Origin of the sequence: Streptomyces sp. NPDC005820 (assembly GCF_040630255.1) — a bacterium.
Lineage (GTDB): Bacteria > Actinomycetota > Actinomycetes > Streptomycetales > Streptomycetaceae > Streptomyces.
Map to the genome: position 1 here is coordinate 323,882 of NZ_JBEXXE010000002.1, position 19,291 is coordinate 343,172.

Consider the following 19,291-nt stretch of genomic DNA (forward strand, 5'->3'; position numbering starts at 1 on the left):
CGGGCGGGGACGGGGTCGTGGGGCCGGCGGGTGTGGGGCGTCCGGTGGGTGGGACGGGGTCGTGGGGCGGTGGGTTTGGGGGCGCATTACGGTAGGGCTGCGTAGATCCCCGTACCGGAGAGCCGATGTCCGCGAAGACGACCACCACCCCCGCCCCCGAGGCGGGCGTGCCCGCGGAGGCCGTGGTGCCGCTGATGCGGGGGGTGGCCGTGCTGCGGGAGCTGACCGGGGCGGGCGGCAGCATGCGGCTGAGCGAGCTGGAGCGGGCCACCGGGCTGGCCCGGTCGACGGTGGACCGGGTCGTCGCGACCCTGGTGCGCATGGGGTACGCCCGGCTGGAGGGCCGGGACGCGATCCTCACCCCGCGCGTGATGGAGCTCGGCAACGCCTGTCTGGCCGCGCTGCGGCTGCCCGCGCTGCTGGGCGCGCGGGCCGACGCGCTCGCCGACGAACTCGACGAGTCGGTGTCGCTGGCCGTCGCCGACCGGGACGGCATCCGTTTCATCCACCAGGCGACCCGCCGCCGCGCGATGTCCCTGAGCTTCCGCATCGGCGATCTGCTGCCCGCCGAACGCACCGCGCCGGGCCCGCTGTTCGCCGCCGAGTGGACGGACTCCGACTGGCGGCGGTGGCGCGAGCGGCGGGCGGCGGACCCCGAGGACCGGTCCTTCACCGCCGTACCGGCCGCCCCGCACCGGGCGCCCGACGAGGACTTCGTACGCCGGGCCGGGCGGGCGGCCGAGGAGGGCTGCTCCCTCGACGACCAGCTGATCGAGCCGGGCCTGGTGGCGGTGTCGGTGCCGGTACGGGCGCCGGGCACGGGGCGGGTCGTGTGCGTGGCGAACGTGGTGAGCCACACCAGCCGGCACTCGGCGGCCGACCTGCGCGACACCCTGCTGCCCCGGCTGCGGGCGGCGGTCGCGGCGATGGAGGAGGAGCTGCGGCGGGCCCCGGCCGTGGACGCGGGCCCGCCGCCCGCCGGGCTCGCGCTGTGGACGGGCGCGTCCAAGCAGGAGCTGGGCCGGGAGTTCATCGAGTCCCTGGCCCGCGGGCTGACCGTCCTCACCGCGTTCGGGGAGGGCCGGGCGGAGCTGACGCTGACGGAGGTCGCCCAGGCGACGGGGCTGGCCCGGGCCACCGCCCGACGGGCCCTGATCACCTACGAGCATCTGGGCCTGGTGGGCCCCGGCGGACCGGGACGGACCTTCGCGCTCACTCCACGGGTCCTCTCCCTCGGCTTCCCGCCCCTGTCCCGTACGACGCTCCCCCGCATCGCGACCCCGCATCTCGCGGCGCTCGCGGAACGGGTCCACGAGTCGACGGCGCTCGCGGTCCTCACCGACGGGGGCGACGAGATCCAGTACACGGCCGGGGTGGCCGCGCACCATCTGATGAGCGTGGACATGACCGTGGGCACCCGTCGGCCGGCCCGGCCGACGGCGGCGGGGCGGGTGCTGACGGGCGGGTACGAGGGCGGGTTCGCGTTCGTCGACGAGGAGCTGGAGCAGGGGCTGCGGTCGGTCGCGGTACCCGTGCGGGACCGGACGGGGCGCGTCGTCGCGGCGGTCGGGGTCGCGACCCACACGGCACGGCGGACGGCCGAGGAATGCGTCCACGACCTGGCACCCGAACTGACGGCGACCGCCGCGCTGATCGAGGCGGACCTGCGGGTGGCGGCCCGCTTCACCCGCGTCCCGCTGTCCTGACCCGCACCTGCCCCGCACCTGTCCCGCACCTGACCCGCACCTGTCCCACGGGCGGGGCGCCTTCTAGGACAGGATCCGACCTAAAGGGTCCCTACGGTGCTCACCACGAGCGCGCTGCGCTTCAGGCACCCCGGATCCCCCAGGAGCACCGATGCTGCGAGGCCTCACCACCGTCCGCTTCCACGCCGCCGACCTCGAGGCGGCCAAGCGCTGGTACACCGAACTCCTCGGCATCGAGCCGTACTTCGAACGCCCGGGCTACGCCGAGTTCCGCATCGGCGACTACCAGCACGAACTGGGCCTGCTGGACAGCAGGTTCACGGGAGCCCTGGGCGGCCACTCGGACACGACGGGAGGTGTGGTGACGTACTGGCACGTGGACGACGCCGAGGCCGCCCTGGCCCGCCTCCTCGCCCTGGGCGCCACCCTCCACGAGCCCCTGCGCGAGTTCGGCGAGGGCTTCGTGGGCGGCTCGGTCGTCGACCCGTTCGGCAACGTCCTGGGCATCATGCAGAACAGGCACTACCTGGAGATCCTGGCGAACCGGTGACCGTGCGCACCGGGTCCAGCCGGCGCAGCACCCTGAGCAGCGGACCGGTCATGACCGTGGTCAGCACCGCCACCACGACGAGCACCGCGTAGAAGTACTCGTCGATGAAACCGAGTCGGAGTCCGGCGGTGAGGATCACCACCTCGGTCAGTCCCCGGGTGTTCATCAGCACGGCGACCGGCAGCGCGAGGTCGCGCGGCATCCCCGACCACCGGGCTCCCAGATGGGCTCCCAGCATCTTCGTCGCCACCGCCACGCACAGCATCACCAGCAGGACGACGAGGTGGGAGGCGCGGAACGCGGCGAGATCGACCCGGGTGCCCGCCATGACGAAGTAGACCGGCAGCAGGATCCGTGTGGCCGACTTCGCCGGTCCGTCCACGACCGCGACACGCAGCCGGTGCTCGCCGCTCCCCCGTGGCATGATCGCGCCGAAGACGAACGCGCCGAAGACGAAGTGGACGCCGAGCCACTCGGTGACCGCGCACGAGCCCATCAGCCCGGCGGTCACCACGAGCAGGGTGCCCGCCGTATCCGCCCCAGCCTGCGCGTCCGCCTTCCGGCCGCGCAGGAACCCGGCCGCCAGGGGACGCACCACGAGGACGGCCACGGCCAGATACACGGGTACGAGAGCCATGCGCCAGGACTGCGTGGCACCGAAGAACGCGGCGACCACGGCGAGGCAGGCCCACGCGATGAGGTCGTTCACGGCCGCCGCCGCCATCGCGACACGGCCGACGGGTGAACGGTTCAGCCCCTGATCGGCGAGAATCCGCGCCAGCACGGGAAACGCGGTCACGGACAGAGCCACGCCGATGAACAGCACGAACCCCGTGCTGCCGGACGGGCCGTGCTCCCGGGCGTAGGGCAGTGCGGCGAGGCAGCCGCCGGCCAGGGGCAGCACCACCGAGCCGAGCGCGACGCCGAGTGCCATTCTGCCGCTGCCGCGCAGGAAGGCCCGGTCCGTCTCATGGCCGATGACGAACATGAACAGGGCGAGGCCGACATCGGCCAACGCCCCCAGCAGTGGCCGCACTTCGTCGTACGGGACGGCGTCGCGCAGGGAGCCCCACGAGTCCGACAGCAGCGTGGAGCCCAGCGCGATACCGGCGACGATCTCTCCCACGACCGCGGGCTGGCCCAGTCGGCGTGCCCCCACCGCGAAGAGCCTGGCCACTGCGAGGACCGCGGCGAGGGCGAGGAAGAAGGCGGCCGTGTGGCCGTTCACGGCTGCGACCCCCCTCCCGTGGCGACCGGTGCTCTCAGGACGGCCCGCCCGATGAGGTCCCGCATCACCTCGCTCGGCCCGGCGGCGATCGTGGCCGCCCTGGCGTCGCGGTACGCCCTGGCCGCGTCGGCCCCTTCGAGGTAGCCGTGCGCTCCCTGGAGCTGCAGAGCGGCGTCGGCCAGTCGGCACGCCAGCTCGGTGGTGCAGAGCTTGGCCATGGAGCATTCCGTGGTGGGCAGCTCACCCCGGTCGTAGAGCCAGGCGGTGTGGTGGACGAGTTGGCGGGCGGCGGCCAGCTCGGTGCCGAGGTCCGCGACGCGGTGCACGGACGCCTGTTTCTCCGCCAGCACGTCCCCGGCCACCCGGCGCTGCCGGAGGAAGCCGCACAGGTCGTCCAGGCTCCGCTCGATGCCGCCCAGGGCCAGCGTGGCCGCCACCAGCCGCTCCAGCTGCAGTCCTCGCATGAGGTAGTAGAAGCCGCTGTCGGCCCGTCCGATCAGACGGCCCGCGGGAACACGCACGTGGTCGTACGTGACCGTGGCCGTACCGGCCGAGCGCCAGCCGAGGGTCCGCACGGGCTCACGGCCGACGCCGGGCAGACCGGAGTCGACCACCAGCAGGGACAGTCCGGTCATGCCGGGCCGGCCGGGGTCGGTGGCCGCGCCGGTGCGGACGGCGACGACGGCGAAGTCCGCCGCCATGCCGTTGCTGACCATGGTCTTGGTGCCGTCGACCACGTAGTGATCGCCGTCCGGTGTCGCCGTCGTGGTCAGCCCCCCGAGGTCGGCCCCCGCCGCCGGCTCCGTGATCGCCAGGGCCGCCACGCGGTCACCGCGCACCGCCGGCGCCAGATAGGCGCGGCACAGTTCACGACCGCCGAACCGGGCCAGGTAGTACGTCGCCATGTACGCGTGCACCGAGACGGCGGCCCGAAGACCCGCGAATCCCGTGCGCCCGAGCTCCTCCAGGAACACGATCGACGTGAACATGTCCCGGCCGCCGCCGCCCGCGCCGGCCGTATGCAGCAGCCCCAGGTAGCCCTGCTCCCCCAGGCGCTTCCACAGCTCCCGCGGGAGTCCGCCCTCGTCCTCCCAGCGCGCCGCGTCGGGCAGCACCGCGTCGGCCAGGAACGTGCGTACCGCGGCCCGGAACACCTCGTGGTCAGGGGTGAAATAGGGGGATCTCACGATCCGGCTCCTCCGGTCTCGAGGGCGGTGGCCAGAGCCCCGAACGTGCTGTCGGTGAAGATCCGGTCCGGGGACAGCGCCTCCTCGCCGAGTTCCGCCTCGATCCCGGCGAGCAGCCGCACGGCGGTCAGGGAGTCCCCGCCCAGGTCGAAGAAGTCGGCGTCCGGCCGCACTGCCTCCGCGCCGAACAGGTCCGACCAGATCCGGGCGAGTACGGCGACACGTGGTCCGGCGCCGGGGTGGGGCGTGGCCGCCGCCACGGGTGGCCGTCCGCCCGTCGTGGTGAGCTCCGCGACCACGGTGAACCGGTCGGGCGGCGCCGTCGCGGGCAGCCGCCGGGCGACGAGCGCGCGCAGTTCCGGTTCGAGGTCGCGCAGTGCCGGGCCGCCGTCGAACACCGGAGCCGCCTCCGAGGCCGCCTCCCGCGTCTGCTCGGCGGCTGCCCCGGGGCGTCGCGCGTACAGGTGGTGGCACGGTGTCAGGACCAGTCGTGGGTCCTGGTCGTGGGCGACCTCGAAACCCCGGGCGCGGAGTTCCTCCAGGAGGGTGTCGAGTCGGCCCTCGACGTCGTGGACCTCCATCACGATCCGGTCGATCCGGGGCCACAGGGCCTCGCCGATCCCTTGGAGTACCTCGGCCTCGGCCTTCTCCGCGTCGATCTTCAGCAGATCGACGCGGGGGAGCCGGAGTTCGTCCGCGACGGACGCCAGCGTGGTCACCCGTACGCGCCGGTGCTCGGCCCGCATGCGGTCCTCGACGAACCGGTCCAGCTGCGCGCCCCGCTCGGCGTTGCGACCGGTGAGCAGGTAGCCCTTGAGCACGGCGTGGTCCTCGGGGCCGTCGGCGAACCGGCCCGACATCACGCTGTTGTGGGGGTAGAAGGTGAAGGCGGCCTCGCCCTCGGCGCGGCCCAGCGCGCAGCGCAGCACCGTGGCGTCCACACCGTGCAGTTCGGCGTTCAGCCGGACCGCTTCGGCGAGTTCCGCGACCGGTTCCACGGCGATGACCCGGGCCCGGGGGCTGTGCCGCGCCGCGTACAGCGTGAACATGCCGATGTTCGCTCCGACGTCCACGACGACCGCGCCGGGGGGCAGCGCGATGCCGTGCCGAAAGTAGGCGTTCTCGGTGAAGATCTCCCGGTGCAGGAAGTCCGTCTCCCCGCGGTTGAGGCCGGCGACGCGCAGCCCGCCCGTCGGCTCGTGCCAGGCGAGGTCACCGAGGCGGCCGGCCGCTTCGAGGACGGCGGATCGGTGCAGCATCGGCGCCCTGTCGGGATCGGGCACGATCCGGGCGGTGAGGCTTTGCCCGTCCGTGCTCTCGACGACGGCCGCGTCCGTCACCGCGGGGTGCCCGCGCAGCGCCTCGGACAGCGCGCGCCGGGAAGCGTCGACGACGTCGTTCATGTGCCCCTCCGGTCCCCGGTGGTCACCTCGTGCAGGAACTCATGGGCCAGGCCGACCAGTTCGCCGCCCGCGTCGAAGGCGGTGAGGTGATCTCCCTCCGGCAGGGTGCGCAGCCGCGCCCGGGGCAGGTGCGCCGAGACGAACGCGGAGCCCGCGGGGTGCGCCGTCGCGTCCTTCGCGCTGGTGACCACCAATGTGGGTGGCCCGGCCGTGAGCAGGGCGCGGCAGTCGGTCGACATGATCGCCCCGTTCAGCAGGCCGTACCGGTACAGCAGTTCCGGCGTCGCGTAGGGGTGGATCAGGTAGTGGGCGATGTCCTGACGCAGCGCCTCCAGGGTCGCGGGTCGGCTCAGCAGCCGGTGCATCCCGGCGGCCTGCCGCCGACCGCGCGCGACCATGGCGAGCAGGGACTCCACGTCCCGCTGGTGTGGCGTCTTGGGTGCCGCGCCGCCGAGTTCGTAGTCGCCGTGCCACAGGCTCATGGAGGTGATCCGGTCCGATCGGGCGGCCGCCGCCAGGGCGATCGCCGCACCTCCGCACAGCCCCATGGCGTGGGCCCGGCCGATGCCGAAGCCGTCGAGCACGGCGAGCAGATCGTCGCTCTGGACGTCCAGGCCGTGTCCCGTCAGCTCGCCGAGGCCGGAGCCGTCGTCCGCCGCGAACAGCCCGCGGCTCTCCCAGGTCACCACCCGGTACGAGGGGGACAGCGCCTGCATCCAGTGCGCCGCCAGCCCGACCGGCATGCCGCAGGCGCCGACCACCGCCACCGCCGGGGCGTCCTCGGGTCCGGCCGCCCAGCAGCGCAGCGGGCTGCCGTCGTGGGCGGACACCACGACGGGCCGGCCGGGGAAGGCCGTGCGGGCCCGGCGTGTCACGTCCTGGAGCAGGTCCTCGTCCGCGGGGCCGTCGTGGGGGCGCAGCGCCAGGCGCCGGCTGACGGCGAGTTCCGTGGCCGACAGCGGTCCCGGCTCCGGCACCACCTCGACCCCGGGTGTCCCCAGGGCGTCGGTGAGCCGGTCGAGGAGTGCCTGGGCGGACGACGTCCGGTCACCGGGGAACGGTGCGGCCGGCGCGACCCTCGCCCGCCGCGGCAGGACCCGGGTGAGGGACGCCGTGTCGAGGAGGGCCCGGGCCAGTGCGCCCAGCGCCCCGGCATCGGGCACGGTGTCCGGCACAGCGCCCGCCGCGGCCTCCGTCGGCATCAGGCCCCGGTCCGGGAAGCGGGCCGGAAGGGCTGGTCGCGGGTGGTGCGTTCGGCGATCCGGTTGTGGCCGTACGCGTCGGTCCCGCTGACCAGCACCGCCCCGTAGCGCTCGAGGCCGACCCGGCCGCCGTACTCCTCGATGTCCGTGGTGCCGGGGTAGACCTCCACGGAGGTGGGCACGTAGCGGGTCGCGAAGCCCATGCGCATCTCCCCGGTCCGGCCCGCGTGCGGATGGGAGGCGTGCATCAGCGTGGACCAGAACACGATGAACTGTCCCGCCTTCATCTCCAGGGAGACGGCCCGGGACTCGTCGGGCTTCCAGTCCGGGTCCACCTGCAGTTCGCGGTAGTCGTAGCCGAAGAATCCCCGTCGTACGCCGTTCTTCTCGACGGAGGTGTTCTGCCCGGGGTCGTAGTGCATCCGCTTGGTCTCGTCGTAGAACATGGTGCGGTGCGTGCCGGGGATGAACTGCAGGCATCCCCGGTCGGCGGAGGCGTCGGTGAACGCACACCACACGGTGATGGTGCCCCCGAAGCCGGAGCCGCCGGGCCACCGGATCTGCGGGGTGCCGGACGCGTTGGCGAAGGTGTCCGCCTGGTGCCAGTCGGTGCCCTCGTCGCCCGGGTACTTCGGGAAGAACTCGGTGCGCCAGCACAGCACGTCGGGGCCGAGGATGCCGGCGACCCGGTGGACGATCTCGGGGCGGGTGATGTGCTCCGCGAGGAAGCCGTGATCGAGGTGGCGGTCGTAGTTGGAGATGTTCGTCGCGCCGGACACCGCCGCGTCGTCGCGGTAGACGGCGGCACTGCGGTCCAGCAGTTCCAGCCGGGTACGCGCCCACGTCTTCTTGATCTCGTCGGGTTCGTACAGCGTGAAGGGGCCGGCGTAGCCGTCGCGGTGGAAGGCCGCCCGTTCCTCGTCGCTCAGGGAGAAGTCGGGGGGCTGGACGGTGGTCACGTGTTTCTCCTCTGCGCGGACAGGGCGTGGTCGACGTGGCGGGCGAGGGTGCCCACCGTCGCGCCGTCGATCAGTACGGTGATGTCGAGCCCGAGCCCGAAGGCCTCGTTGACCTGGCCGAACATGCGCAGCAGGGACAGCGAGGTGCCGCCGAGCTCGAAGAAGTCGGCGTCGCCGGGTATGCCGGGGACCTCGGGGACGTCCAGGACTGACTGCCAGATGCCGGCGATGCGCTGTTCCGTGGCGGTGCGTGCGCGGTGGTCGTCGGCGACGAGGTGGACGGGAGTGGTCGTGGCGCCGGCGACCGGTGCCGGCAACCGGTCCTTGTCCACCTTGCCGTTGCGGGTCAGCGGGAGTTCCCGCAGGACGACGTACGCGGAGGGACGCATGTGGGGCGGCAGGGCGGCGGCGGCCGTCTTCCCCAGTTCGGGAGCGAGGCTGTCCGCGCGCGGCCGGTCGGAGGCGACGTAGGCCACCACGCGGACGTCTCCCCCTCCGTAGTCGTGGGGCAGTACGACAGCTGCCGACACGTCCGCGTGCCGGACGAGGACCGTCTCGATCTCTGCGGGCTCCACGCGGTGGCCGCGGATCTTCATCCGGTCGTCGGTGCGGCCGAGATGGCCGTAGCCGCCCTGCGGCAGGGCGACGACCCGGTCGCCGGTGCGGTGGCAGCGGTGGACCGTGCCGTCGGGGCCGGTGCGCTCGATGAAGCGCTCCTCGGTCGGTTCGGGCCGCCCGAGGTAGCCGCGGGCGAGGCCGGGCCCCTCGATGTACAGCTCGCCGGGCTCGCCCCGCGTGACGGGCCGCCCGTCGTCGCCGAGCACATGGAAGACCAGGCCGGGCAGCGGGTCCCCGATGGGACTCGGCCCGTGCGCGTCCAGGTCGTGCCGGGTGAGCGGCCGGTAGGAGGCGTGCACGGTGGCCTCCGTGATGCCGTACATGTTGATCAGGCGGGGGCTCTCGTCGCCGTGGCGTTCGACCCAGTCCCGCAGCGTGGCCGGCTCCAGACGCTCACCGCCGAACACGACGACCCGCAGACCGGTCAGCCGGTGCGCGGACCTCGCGTCGGCCGCCGCGAGCCGGCCGAACGCGGAGGGCGTCTGGTTGAGGACGGTCACCCGCTCGCCGCGCAGGAGGTCGTGGAACGCCTCGGGTGAGCGCGCGGTCTCCAGGGGAACGACGACGAGCCGCCCCCCGAACAGCAGGGCGCCCCAGATCTCCCACACGGAGAAGTCGAAGGCCGTCGAGTGGAACAGCGTCCAGACGTCGTTCTCGTCGAAGCCGAACCGCTCCCGGGTGCTGTCGAAGAGGCGGACGACGTTGCGGTGCTCCACCTCGACCCCCTTGGGGGTGCCCGTGGAACCGGAGGTGTAGATGACGTAGGCCGGGTCGTCGGGGGTCGTGGCGCCCCTCGTCGCGGGGGCCGGCGGCTCGGCGGGCGGTGCCGTCGGCCGGTCCAGCAGCAGGACGTCCACTCCCAGGTCCGGGAGCGAACCGGCCGGCCCGGACGTCGATACGACGGCGCGGGCGCCGCTGTCCCGGACCGTCCAGGCGATCCGCTCCGGCGGCCAGTCGGGGTCGAGGGGGACGTAGGCGGCGCCGGCCTTGAGGATGCCCAGCACACCGACCGGCACCCCGGCGCCCCGCGGCACCAGCAGGACCACCCGGGCTCCGGGTGCCACACCCGTGGCCGCCAGTTCCCGCGCGAGCAGGTCGGAGCGCCGGTCCAGTTCCCGATAGGTGAGGTCACCGTCGTGGGAGGTGACCGCCGTCAGGTCCGGGAACCGCGCGACCACACGGTCGAACCGGGTGACGAGTGTGCACTTCACCGACTCCATGGGTCTCCTGTCCGTTTCGCTCGGCGCACGGCGGGGTCGGGCCCCGGTCGTCCGTGGTGCGGGTGGCCCGGGGGACGGGTCGGATGCCAGGATGTGCGGCCCGGAGAGAAGGAACGGAGACATCCGTGTTCGACGACACGCCTCGCCAGTTGCCCGCCCGCCTGCCCGAACTGCGCGCCGCGGCGCGCGAGGCCGGGTTCACCATGTCGTGCGACGAACGTACGGGCAGCCTGCTGGCCGTCCTGGCCGCCGGCCGGCCGCGACGGATCCTGGAGCTCGGCACCGGGGTCGGCGAGGGCACCGCCTGGCTCCTCAGCGGGATGGACGACACCGCGGAACTCGTCACCGTCGAACTCGACGGCGCGCTCCAGGCCGTGGCCGGCGCTCTGTTCGGGGCGGACGACCGGATCACCTTCGTCACGGGGGACGGCGGGGCCTGGCTGGAGAAGTACGACGGCGAGCCGTTCGACCTGGTCTTCGCGGACACCTGGCCGGGCAAGTTCACCCATCTCGACCTCGCCCTGGGCCTGGTGGCTCCGGGCGGCGCCTACCTCATCGACGATCTCCTCCCCCAGCCGGGCTGGCCCGAGGGCCACGAGGCGTCCGTGGAGCGGCTGCTGGCGGACCTCACCACCCGCCCCGACTTCCGCACGGTACGGCTGGACTGGGCGAGCGGGCTGCTCCTCGCCGTACGCACCGACGCGTGATGTCCTGTCCAAGGCGTCCTCCCACCCGCTGATCCGGTTGCCCCGCTGGTCCCGTCGGGCGGCGCGCCGCGAAGGCCTACGCGCCTGTCTCCTCCTGCGCCCGCAACCGGGCGAAGGGCCCGCCGCGGGCGGCCAGTTCGTCCGGCGGGCCGTCCTCGACGATCCGGCCGTCGTCGAGGACCAGCACCCGGTCGGCGTGGCGGACCGTGGACATGCGGTGGGCGACGAGCAGGACGGGGGCCACGTCCCGCAGCTCGGTCACCACGCTCATGGCCTGCTGTTCGGTGAGGGAGTCGACGGCCGAGGTGGGCTCGTCGAACACGGCCAGCACCGGGCGTTCGGCCGCGGCGCGGGCGGCGCCGCGCAGCAGCCCGAGCCGCTGCCGCTGACCGCCGGAGAGCCTGCCGGGGGCGAGCTCTTCGCCGGGCCGGCGACGGATGCGCTCGATGACACCGTCCAGGCCGAGCACGCGCACGAACCGGGCGATGTCCGCGTCCGCCCCGTCGGTGAGGTGGAGGTTGTCGTCGAGCGGCCCGGTGAAGAAGTACGGGAACTGCGCGACGTAGACGACGCGTGAACGCCAGGCGTGCGGGTCGATGTCGGCGAGCTCGTGGTCCCCGTTGACCAGCACGCGGCCGGAGTCCGGGCGGGTCAGGGCGCTCAGCAGGTCGCACAGCGTGCTCTTGCCGCTGCCGCTCGCCCCCACCAGGGCCGTCACCTCGCCCCGGCGCAGCGTACAGCTGATGGCGGACAGCACCTCCGGGCGGCCGGGGTGATGGAAGGTCAGGTCGCGCATCTCGATGCGGTCGACCCGGCGCGGAGGCGTCCCGCTGCCCGTCGGCTCCGCCGGCGCCGCCATGATCTCGGCGATGCGGGTCCGGCGCTGTCCGGCCTCCGCGGCCCGCCGGAACCACGCGGTCCAGTCCGCGGCGGCGACGCCGATGCGCGCCAGATAGCCGAACGCCACGACGAATCCGCCGGCGGCGATGGCTCCTCGCGCGGCGAGCCAGCCGCCTCCGGCCATCAGGGTGAGGGTGCCGAGCGTCTGCAGTCCGCCGCTCACCGCCGCGGTACGCGCGTCCAGTCGGGCCCGGGCCTCCCGCGCCGGTCCCACGGTCCGGCGCAGCAGCCGCTCGTACTGGTGGTGCTCCCACGCCCCGGCGCCGCTGGACCTGGTGAACCGCAGGAAGTCCAGGCGTTCCCGCAGGTACTCGTTGACGGCCTCCGTGCCGGCGACCACGTCGGCGGCCACCCGCCGCGCGTCCCGGGCCGCCCAGCGCAGTTGCACCAGCTGGGGCACGGCTGCCAGCAGCGCGGCGAGCGCGAGCAGCGGATGGTAGGCGGTGAGCACCGCGCAGATCACGGCGAGCGCGAACACCGAGCGGACCGCCTGCCACCGCACCCGGTCGTGCTCGACGAGGTAACGGATGTCCTGAGTGGCCCGGGTGACGAGCACACCGGTCCGGCGGGGGACGAACCAGCCGACGGAGGTGCTCAGCATCCGCGCCAGCACCCCGCGTTGGAGTACGGTGCCCGCCTCCTCGGCGCCGCAGCCCTGCGTCCACTCCCAGGCCCACAGCAGCAGCCCCTCGACGAGCGGGAGGGCGATCATCAGCAGGGCCCACACCAGGAACCCGTCCCAGTCCCGCGCCAGCAGACGCCCGACGGCCTGTCCGGCGGCGAGCGGCAGGGCGAGGGCCGCCGACTCGTGCACGGCCATCAGCAGGAACATCGCGGCGGGGTCGCCGTGGGCGATACGGGCCTCTCCCTTGCGGGCCCATCCCGTACGGGCCTCTCCCGTACGGGCCTCTCCCGTACGGGCCTCACCGGCGCGGGTGCGCTCCGCGGCTTGCGGCCCGCCCGTCACGGCGCCTCCCCGGCCGTGGACATCGCGGCGGCCCGGTGCAGCCTCGCGTAGAGGCCGTCGCTGCGCAGCAGTTCGTCGTGGGTACCGTGCTGCCGTACCCGGCCCTCGTCGATGACGACGATGGCGTCGGCGTCGCGCACGGTCACGAGACGGTGGGCGATGATCAGGGTGGTGACTCCTTCGCCGAGTCGTTGCTGGGCCCGGTGCACCCGGGCCTCGGCCGCCGCGTCCAGGGCGCTGGTGGTCTCGTCGAGGACGAGGATCGCCGGCTCACGCAGGAAGGCCCGCGCCAGGGAGAGCCGCTGCCGCTGGCCCCCGGACAGCTGGATGCCGCGCTCACCGACGACGGTGTCGAGTCCCTCGGGCAGGGCGGCCACGAAGTCGCCGAGGTCCGCCTGTCCCAGGGCCCACAACAGCCGCTCGTCCGGGGGCTGTTCGATGCCGTAGCCGAGGTTGGCGCGCACGGTGTCGTTGAGCAGGTAGGCGTCCTGGCTGACGTAGGCGGTCGCCCGCCGCAGCGCGGAGATGGGCCAGTGGGCCAGCGGCCGGTCGTCGACGAGGACCTCGCCGCCGTCCGGGGCGAGCAGCCCGACGAGCAGGTTGGCGAGCGTGGACTTGCCCGCCCCGCTGAGCCCCACGACGCCGATCCGTCGGCCGGGGGCGATGGTCAGGTCCAGGCCGTCGAGTACGGGGACCCCGTCGAGGCGTTTGGACACGTCGCGGAACTCGATCCGCCCCCGGGGCCGCCCGGGCGCCGTCGCACCGGACCCGCCGCCGGCGCCGTCGTCGTAGGGCTCCTCGGGCAGGGCCCGTATCTCCTGCAGCCGGGCCAGCGGGATCCCGTGTTCGCCCCGGTGGGCCGCGAGCCGGGACACGTGCCAGACGAACTGCCGCAGCAGCGGGAAGAGCACCGTCATCGTGAACAGCCCGCCCAGCGACACGGCCCCGTCCAGGACGCGCCGGCCGAGGTAGAGGTAGACCAGGCCCTCGGGCAGCAGGAACATCACATGGTTGAGGAGACTGCCCGAGCACAGCAGCCGCTGATGACTGCGGAACGCCTCCAGATAGCGGCGCTGCGCCCCTTCCAGACGTACCGTCTCGCGCTCCACCGACGAGTAGATCTTGATGGTCCGGACGCCCTCGATCGCTTCGCGCACCACCCGGGAGAGCGACGGGTACTCCGTGAGGTGACCGTTCCAGCGTTCGTTGAACCGGCGCAGCAGCCGCAGCCGGAAGCCGATGTACGGCAGATAGACGGCGAGGCAGATCAGCGGCAGCACGGGGTCGACGCGCACCATGACGACGAGGGTCAGGCAGGCGGAGAGCGCGTAGAACGTGAACTCGGCCAGCAGCAGCCGCATCGCCTCCCTGATGCGTTCCATCCCGTCGGTGAGGCGGTGGTACAGCTCGTCGAAGCCGAGGGCCTCGCAGGCGGTGATGTCCTTGTGCTGGAGTTCGTCGAAGACGGCCAGGCCGAGGGCGTCGGCGCCCCGGCCGATGGCCAGGTCGACGCAGTACACGGCCAGCGTGCGGGCGAGCACGGCGCCGGCGGCGAGCAGTCCGACGGCCGCCCCGGTCTCCAGCGTGCGCCGCAAGTCGTCGCCGCCGGCCAGGGAGTTCATGAAGTCGCCGGTGCGCCGGGCGGACAGCACGGACAGGACGGCGGCCGCGGCGACCCCGCCGACCCAGCCGAGCAGGAGGCGCCGCTGGGGGCGCAGCAGCCGCCACTCCCAGCGGGCGATCCGCCGCCAGGAGGGAGTCGTGTCCCCGGCGGGCCGGTCCGGGTTCGTGTCCGGGGCGTGCGCGGTCATGGGCTCACATGCCCGGGGGCCGGGCCGTCGACGGGCGTGTCCACGGCGGAGGCGGGAGAGGCGGCGGGGGCGGCGGACAGCAGCCGGACGCCCCGGTCCAGCAGACACAGGCTGCCGTTGGAGGTCAGCAGCCGGTCGTTGGCGTAGTTGAGTGCCGCCGACCGCAGATCGCGGAAGAGCCGCTCCAGTCCGAGGGGCGAGTCCCGTTGGTAGCCGAGGGTCAGGCCCGCCAGTTGCACCATCCGGTCGGTGGCGCCGAACGCCAGCTCGGAGGCGGCGATCTTCAGCGTGTTGAGGTGGATCTGCACGGCCGGGTCCGCGGTGTCGGCGCCGGTGGCCCGCGCCTGGCCGATCTCGGCGATCACCCCGTGCAGATAGCCGCTGACCAGTTCCAGGTCCGTACGGATGCGGGCCAGTCGTTCCGTGGTCAGCGGGGAGGCGAGGTCGATGCCACGGGGCCGTCCGCGCGAGGTGAGCAGGCGTACGAGCCGCTGATATCCGGAGCGGGCCGCGCCCAGCCAGCAGGAGGCCCAGGCGATGTGCCCCACCGGGACCATGCTGTCGACGGCCACCGTACGGAACTCGCCTTCGCCGCCCACGAGCTGGCCGGCCGGCACGGCCCCCTTCAGCCGGATCCCGGTGCTGTGGGTGCCGCGCATGCCGAGGGGGTTCCAGTCGCCGACGGGTTCGACGGCGGTCTGCTCGCGCGCGGCGTACACCAGGGACACCTGGTGGGCAGGGGCGTCCGGGGCGGCGCGCAGCGTGATGAGGAAGCCGTCCGCGTGTGCGGCGCCGGTGACCACGGGGCCGGTCCGGTCGAAGTGGAGCAGGTGCCGCTCCGCGGTGAGCGCGGCGTCGGCGCTGAGCAGGTGGCCGCCCTTCCCCGGCTCGGTGGTCACCGACGCCAGGTACATCCCGCCCCGGGCGATGCGGGGCAGCAGTTCCCCGGCCAGCCGCGGGCCGGCGTGCCGGACCACGGCGTCCACCTGCTGTCCGTGCATGGCCCAGATCATCGCCGTGGACAGACAGGCGCCCGCCAGGGTCTGCGCGGTCTCGGCGAACGTCCGCAGGTCGGCGCCCAGCCCCCCGTGTTCCTCCGGCACCAGCAGGCCCATCAGTCCAGTGGCGCGCAGGGCGTCGACGCTCTCGCTCGGGAACCGGGCCTCGGCGTCGCACCGGTCGGCGTGGTCCCGTACCACGGGCAGCACCTCGGCCAGCCGCTCCGGCACCGAACTCACCGGTCGGCCCCGGTGGCAGGGACCGGCAGCAGGGCGGAGACCTGCCGCCACAGGCTGAGCGGGCCGGCGAAGGTCTCCGCGGCCAGCGCCTCGTCGGGCATGACGATGTCGTACGCCTCCTCCACCTCGACCAGCAGACTCACCGTCTGCATGGAGTCGAGCCCCAGCGCGGCGAACGCGGCGTCCGGCGCCAGCGGGGTCTCCGGCTCCAGCAGGGGCAGGTTGGGGCGTACGACGCTCTCGAAGCGTTCGTCCCAGGGAACGGTCACGGCTGCGTCTCTCCTTCGGTCGTGCGGACGAGCGTCAGACGGCTTGCTTCCACGACGTGGCCGGACTCGGTGACCACCTCGGCGGCGACGGGCCGGCTGAGGAAACCGAGCAGACTGGCCGTGAGGCCGTAGGCGCCGGTGTTCGGGACGCGGAGCACGTCGCCGGGGGTGAGGCCGTCCAGGCGTACCCGCCGGGCCAGCCGGTCCAGCGGTGTGCACAGGGGTCCGACGAGGTCGGCGGTCCGTTCGGGTCCGGTCATGCCGGTGAGGTCCGGGCCGACGTCGACCGGCAGCAGTCGGCCGGTGGCGGACAGTCCGCCGAGCGCGTTGATGCCGGCGTCGAGGACGGCGTACGTGCGGCCCCTGCTCTCCTTGACGTCGACGACGGTGGTCAGCAGGGTGCCGCAGTCGGCGACCAGGTAGCGCCCCGACTCGAAGGCGAGGACCGGTCGCCGGCCGGGGTCGGGCAGGTGCTCGTCGAGCACCCGCTCCAGGCCGGCGCGCAGGCCCGGGTAGCGGGGGCGGGTGCCCGGGCCGGCGTACGGCGCGGCGAAGCCACCGCCCAGGTCGAGCAGTTCCAGCGGAATGCCCAGCCGCCGGGAGAGCTCGGCCGCGCAGCGCACGCTCTGGGCCATCTCGCCCAGCAGGGTCGTCTCGTCGCGGGCGTTGGTCAGGGGGAAGAAGTGGAAGCCCCGTACGGTGACCCGGGCGGGCGGCCGGTAGGCGGGCCAGCCCGCCACCAGCCGGTCGTGGTCGAAGCCGAACTGGGAGGAGGTGCCGGTCATACGCAGTCCGCTGCCGCCGGCCGCGTCCGGCGCGTTGACCCGCAGCAGGCAGTCCACGTCCACGCCGTGCCGCTCGGCGGCGGCTCCGATCCGGTCCAGGTCGGCGAAGGACTCGGCCGACAGGACCCGGACGCCCGCCGCCAGCGCCCGGTCGAGTTCCGCGGGGGTCTTGCCGGGCCCGGTGTACAGCACCTCCCCGGCGGGCCGGCCGGCGGCCAGCACCGCGTCGAGCTCTCCGGCCGAGCTGACCTCGGGACGGGCGCCGAGGCCGCCGAGACGGCGGACCAGCGCGGGGTGCGGGTTGGCCTTCAGCGAGAAGTAGACGCGGGAGCCCTCCGGGAGGGCCGCCGTGAGATCCGTGTACGCCTGCTCCGTCCGGGTCAGGTCGTACACGTAGACGGGGGTGCCGTACTCCTTGGCGAGGGTGTCGAAGTCGCCGCCGGACAGGGGGGCGTCGCTGCGGGCGGCCGGCCCGGCCTGCTCGGGCATACGGGTTTCCTGCCTTTCCGGACGTGACGTCGAGCCGGGCTGCGGTGCGCCGGTGCCGAGCAGGGAGCGCAGGGCCTGCCGGTCGGGTTTTCCGTTCGCGGTCAGCGGCAGGGTGTCGAGCACCGTGCAGCGTGTGGGGGTGCGGGCCGGGCCGAGCCGGGCCGCGAGTTCGGCGAGCACGGTGGCGGGCCGGGCGGTGCCGGTGACGAACAGCGGGAGGTCGCGCTCGTCGTGCGGGACGAGCACCACCGCGTCCCGTACTCCGGCGACCGACTGGGCGGCGGCCTCGATCTCCAGGGTGCTCATGCGGACGCCCCGCCGTTTGAAGATCTCGTCGCGCCGCCCGGCGAAGTAGAGGTACCCCTCCTCGTCGAGGAAGCCGTGGTCCCCGGTGTGCAGGCGGCGCCGGGTGGTGCCGGGCGCGGGCCGGAACATCCGCGCGGTGCGGTCGGGGTCGCGCCAGTAGCCGTCCATCACGTGCGGCCCGTCGACCACGATCTCCCCCACCGCGCGGGGCGGCAGGACCGAGCCGTCGGGGCCGAGCACGCTCACCGTGGTACCGGGCAGCGGGCGGCCCACCGAGTCCGGGCGGGCGGCGGCCTCGTGCGGCGACAGGATGGAGACCCGCTTGCACTCGGAGATTCCGTACATCGGGGACACCTGCGCTTCGGGGAACACCTCGCGCAGGGTGCGGGCCGCCCGCGGCGTGAGCTCCGCCCCCGTGTTGGTGAACAGGCGCACCGTGGCGGGTGCGGCGGCCCCGTCGGGGGACCGTTCCCGTCGTGCGAGGGCGACGAGCATCGAGGCCAGCGAGGGGACCAGGGGGACGACCGTCGCCCCGCAGCGACGCAGCTGCCTGAGCACGGTGACGTCACTGCCGTCCTCCGCCAGGACCAGCTCGGCACCGGCGAGGGCGCACAGGAACAGCTGGTAGAGGCCGTAGTCGAAGGAGAGAGGCAGCCGACAGAAGACCACGTCCTCGCGACGGTAGCCGAGGCGCGACGCGATCGCACGGGCCACGAACACCACGCGGTCGTGCGGGCAGACGATGCCCTTGGGACGGGATGTGGTGCCCGAGGTGTAGATGATCAGGGCCGGGGCTTCGGGGGTGGGGCCGGAGGGGGCGTCGAGGGTGGGACCGGAGGGGGCTTCGGGGGCGGGACCGGAGGGGGCGTCAGGGGCGGGGCTGGACGGGGCCTCGCGGGCGGGACCGGAGGGGGCGTCAGGGGCGGGGCTGGACGGGGCCTCGCGGGCGGGACCGGAGGTGGTGGACGCGCCGGCGGGCCGGGCCGCCTCGGACAGTCCCTCGGCATCGGCCGCATCCGCCTCGCAGGCGGGACCGGAGGCGGTGGACACACCGGCCGGGCGGGCCGCCTCGGACAGTCGCCCGGCGTCGGCCGCATCCGCCTCGGGGGCGGGACCGGAGGTGGTGGACGCGGTGGCTGGGCGGGCCGCCTCGGACAGTCCCTCGGCGTCGGCCGCCTCCGCCTCGCAGGCGGGACCGGAGGCGGTGGACGCACCGGCCGGGCGGGCTGCCTCGGACAGTTCTGCGGTGTCGGCCGCCTCGCAGAAGTCCGGTGTCTCCATGCCGGCTTCGGTGATCAGTAGGCGGGCCTCGGTCTCCGTGACGATCGGGGTGAGCTGGTAGGCCGTCGTGGTCGGGGCGAGGGGGACCAGGGTGGCGCCGGCCCGGGAGGCCGCGTACACCAGGGCGGTGAACTCGCGGCTCGCGGGCAGCAGGGTGACGATCCGGTCCCCGGCCCGGACGCCCCGCCGCCCCAGCCAGGCCTCGATCGCCGAGCAGGCCCGGGACAGCTCCTCGTAGGTCCAGCCGCCGAGCGAGTCGCGTACGGCGGGGGCCCGCGGGAACCGGCGGGCCGCCGCGTCGAGAATTCCGTGGACCGCGTTCTCTGGTTCCACCCGGCCGCAGCCTCCCTCTCGTACCCGTCCTGGCCCGTCCCCGATTCGCCCCGGCCTCCCGTATTCACTCCGGAAAATCCGGGAGGGCCGCTGCGAAAAAACTACGCGACGCGCCTTGCAGCGGTCTTCCGA

General features: G+C 74.0%; 14 protein-coding genes. 3 read left to right on the forward strand and 11 right to left on the reverse strand.

Annotated features, from left to right (window positions below; all coding sequences use genetic code 11):
* The first annotated feature begins 125 nt into the window (after nucleotides 1-125).
* Both ABZ464_RS03805 and ABZ464_RS03810 read left to right on the forward strand, forming a co-directional pair.
* Nucleotides 126-1,706 carry a helix-turn-helix domain-containing protein gene (locus ABZ464_RS03805; protein WP_359270417.1) on the forward strand — a complete coding sequence of 527 codons (1,581 nt, stop codon included), beginning with the start codon at nucleotides 126-128 and terminating at the stop codon, nucleotides 1,704-1,706.
* A 151-nt stretch (nucleotides 1,707-1,857) separates the two neighbouring features.
* Nucleotides 1,858-2,256 carry a VOC family protein gene (locus tag ABZ464_RS03810; protein ID WP_359270420.1) on the forward strand — a complete coding sequence of 133 codons (399 nt, stop codon included), beginning with the start codon at nucleotides 1,858-1,860 and terminating at the stop codon, nucleotides 2,254-2,256.
* Here the strand turns inward: ABZ464_RS03810 and ABZ464_RS03815 are convergent.
* Genes ABZ464_RS03815 through ABZ464_RS03840 form a run of 6 tightly spaced genes read right to left on the reverse strand, consistent with a single transcriptional unit; the run spans nucleotide 2,213 to nucleotide 10,073 of the window.
* Nucleotides 2,213-3,484 (reverse strand): cation:proton antiporter, encoded by a 1,272-nt coding sequence (locus tag ABZ464_RS03815; RefSeq protein ID WP_359270423.1) that lies wholly within the window; start codon nucleotides 3,482-3,484, stop codon nucleotides 2,213-2,215. The genes ABZ464_RS03810 and ABZ464_RS03815 overlap by 44 nt on opposite strands.
* Nucleotides 3,481-4,671 (reverse strand): acyl-CoA dehydrogenase family protein, encoded by a 1,191-nt coding sequence (locus ABZ464_RS03820; RefSeq protein WP_359270426.1) that lies wholly within the window; start codon nucleotides 4,669-4,671, stop codon nucleotides 3,481-3,483. Before ABZ464_RS03820 ends, ABZ464_RS03815 begins: the two co-directional genes overlap by 4 nt.
* Nucleotides 4,668-6,074, reverse strand: a complete 1,407-nt coding sequence (locus ABZ464_RS03825; RefSeq protein ID WP_359270428.1) for an FkbM family methyltransferase — start codon at nucleotides 6,072-6,074, stop codon at nucleotides 4,668-4,670. Before ABZ464_RS03825 ends, ABZ464_RS03820 begins: the two co-directional genes overlap by 4 nt.
* A complete protein-coding gene (locus tag ABZ464_RS03830) occupies nucleotides 6,071-7,276 on the reverse strand; it encodes an alpha/beta hydrolase (protein WP_359270431.1) in 1,206 nt (401 codons plus the stop codon). Before ABZ464_RS03830 ends, ABZ464_RS03825 begins: the two co-directional genes overlap by 4 nt.
* A complete protein-coding gene (locus ABZ464_RS03835) occupies nucleotides 7,276-8,235 on the reverse strand; it encodes a chlorinating enzyme (protein ID WP_359270434.1) in 960 nt (319 codons plus the stop codon). The genes ABZ464_RS03830 and ABZ464_RS03835 overlap by 1 nt, the downstream gene beginning before the upstream one ends.
* The gene (locus ABZ464_RS03840) at nucleotides 8,232-10,073 is read right to left on the reverse strand and encodes an amino acid adenylation domain-containing protein (protein WP_359270440.1); all 1,842 of its coding nucleotides are present in this window, start codon (nucleotides 10,071-10,073) and stop codon (nucleotides 8,232-8,234) included. The genes ABZ464_RS03835 and ABZ464_RS03840 overlap by 4 nt, the downstream gene beginning before the upstream one ends.
* A 125-nt stretch (nucleotides 10,074-10,198) precedes the next feature.
* On the opposite strand from ABZ464_RS03840, the gene ABZ464_RS03845 reads away from it, so the two are divergent.
* Nucleotides 10,199-10,780 carry a class I SAM-dependent methyltransferase gene (locus ABZ464_RS03845; protein ID WP_359270443.1) on the forward strand — a complete coding sequence of 194 codons (582 nt, stop codon included), beginning with the start codon at nucleotides 10,199-10,201 and terminating at the stop codon, nucleotides 10,778-10,780.
* Between the two features lie 76 nt (nucleotides 10,781-10,856).
* Here ABZ464_RS03845 and ABZ464_RS03850 read toward each other — a convergent pair whose 3' ends face one another.
* The 5 genes from ABZ464_RS03850 to ABZ464_RS03870 are packed head-to-tail and all read right to left on the reverse strand — an operon-like array spanning nucleotide 10,857 to nucleotide 19,159.
* Entirely contained in the window at nucleotides 10,857-12,647 is a 1,791-nt protein-coding gene (locus tag ABZ464_RS03850; RefSeq protein ID WP_359270445.1) for an ABC transporter ATP-binding protein, read from the reverse strand.
* Nucleotides 12,644-14,458, reverse strand: a complete 1,815-nt coding sequence (locus ABZ464_RS03855) for an ABC transporter ATP-binding protein (protein ID WP_359270448.1) — start codon at nucleotides 14,456-14,458, stop codon at nucleotides 12,644-12,646. Before ABZ464_RS03855 ends, ABZ464_RS03850 begins: the two co-directional genes overlap by 4 nt.
* A complete protein-coding gene (locus ABZ464_RS03860) occupies nucleotides 14,455-15,696 on the reverse strand; it encodes an acyl-CoA dehydrogenase family protein (RefSeq protein ID WP_359270451.1) in 1,242 nt (413 codons plus the stop codon). The genes ABZ464_RS03855 and ABZ464_RS03860 overlap by 4 nt, the downstream gene beginning before the upstream one ends.
* Nucleotides 15,693-15,965 (reverse strand): phosphopantetheine-binding protein, encoded by a 273-nt coding sequence (locus ABZ464_RS03865; RefSeq protein ID WP_359270452.1) that lies wholly within the window; start codon nucleotides 15,963-15,965, stop codon nucleotides 15,693-15,695. The genes ABZ464_RS03860 and ABZ464_RS03865 overlap by 4 nt, the downstream gene beginning before the upstream one ends.
* Nucleotides 15,962-19,159, reverse strand: coding sequence for an AMP-binding protein (locus ABZ464_RS03870; RefSeq protein WP_359270455.1), 3,198 nt, complete (start codon nucleotides 19,157-19,159; stop codon nucleotides 15,962-15,964). The genes ABZ464_RS03865 and ABZ464_RS03870 overlap by 4 nt, the downstream gene beginning before the upstream one ends.
* Nucleotides 19,160-19,291: the final 132 nt, after the last annotated feature.